Origin of the sequence: Vibrio sp. S234-5 (assembly GCF_000960595.1) — a bacterium.
Lineage (GTDB): Bacteria > Pseudomonadota > Gammaproteobacteria > Enterobacterales > Vibrionaceae > Vibrio.
Genome location: NZ_JZAM01000098.1, coordinates 1 through 1,512, shown reverse-complemented (window position 1 = coordinate 1,512; position 1,512 = coordinate 1). Strand labels below are relative to the sequence as shown.

2 protein-coding genes are annotated in these 1,512 nt (G+C 38.6%); both read left to right on the top strand.

Features of this window, described 5'->3' with window-relative positions; translation table 11 throughout:
• Positions 1 to 152: 152 nt before the first annotated feature.
• Positions 153 to 797, top strand: coding sequence for a hypothetical protein (locus UF06_RS03655; protein WP_139046259.1), 645 nt, complete (start codon positions 153 to 155; stop codon positions 795 to 797).
• Between the two features lie 199 nt (positions 798 to 996).
• Positions 997 to 1,284: a hypothetical protein gene (locus UF06_RS03650; RefSeq protein ID WP_045569230.1), complete on the top strand. Its 288-nt coding sequence runs from the start codon at positions 997 to 999 to the stop codon at positions 1,282 to 1,284.
• The last annotated feature ends 228 nt before the right edge of the window (positions 1,285 to 1,512 follow it).

Genomic DNA, 1,512 nt, shown 5'->3' with positions numbered 1-1,512 from the left:
GGCTAACAAACAATTTAAGAGGGATTCCCAACGCTTGGCATTTTTGCTTCTACTTCAATTTTAGTGTTTACGGTACAATGCTTTAGGTTGGGTGGTAGCGTTGCTCACCCCTTAATTGGGCGTTATGAGACCAGTCAGAAAGTATGGACTTTATGAACTTAAAAATAGAATCGAAGAAATTGGCAAGAAGTCATTTTGAGCTAGAGAGAAAGCGACTTAATTGGAAGCTTGAAGTTAAGAATAAAATTAAGTTTCATTTTAATGAGCTTATACTTTCTGCAAAAAATACTGGGTATCCGTTTATATTATTTTGCCAAGATAATAATGAATTTGAAAATTTGGATTCGATTCAGATCACTGCTGAATCCAATTATACGGGTATAACTCAAAAGTTAGCGAATGGTGGCTCCAAACTAGATTTTGAAAAAGGAGCAGGGCTATGTTTTTCATTGTCACCTAAAGGGGACGTGGTAGTTACTATTCGCCCCTACAAGTCGGAATGGGTTCGTAGAGTGGAAACAAGTATAATAATTGCACACGGTATATCTCCTGACGATATTACAGATGGATTTATTAAAAAGTGTATGCGTCGTTTCATCATTTATACAAGAGCATCAAGTGTTTACGGGTCTTACACCACAACGCTATATGAATATCTATTTATAAAATATCTGTTAGTTGTGGATATAAAAAATCGCGGGCAATTATTAAATAGTGCATTGGATTTTTCAAATCAATGGGGTGTCGCTGTGATTTCCGCTTTACTTGGTGCCATTTTTAACGAAATGTTAACCTAATTGGGGCGTAAAAGTCTCATAACAAAGCGTTAAAGAGGGACTTGGCACGCGTGGCATTTTCGGTTTGCAGTTTGTTTAGTGGTTAAGGTGTTATGCGGTCACTTTTGTATTGCGTGCCTGCGCCCCTTAACGCGGCGTTATGCTTTTTTGCGAAGAAAAGGTTCTGGTCTTCATTAGTTATAAATAAAAAGGACATGATATGAAAAAAGTAGATTTATCATTGGCTGGCAATTACCTACATGACTCCGATGACTTAGGTGCATTAGAAAAATTCCTGATATCGGATGATTCTTTCTCAAAAACGTCCATGAACTGTGCGATGTCGGCTTTGTTTGGTCGTATAGGTAATGCTATTGACATCGATGAAGCAGTGTATGATCAACTCTCAAATACAAACAAATTTTACCTTGCCAGAGGGGCTTTCCCAGATCGCGAGCAAGAATTGAGAGCTTACATTCTAGAAAGGTTTTATAAGTTCGTTAGTTAACTTGAGTACAAGCATAACAAACAATTTAAGAGGGATTCCCAACGCTTGGCATTTTTGCTTCTACTTCAATTCTAGTGGTTACGGTACAATGCCTTAGGTTGGTATCCGCCCCATGAACCCACGGGGCGATATTGTTAGTGTTTGAAGTTCCAAGGCAGGAGTGCATCGATATCAGGTTCCGCTTTCGCTAACTCCTGCATGCACTTGACCATGTAGTCGTAAAGGATA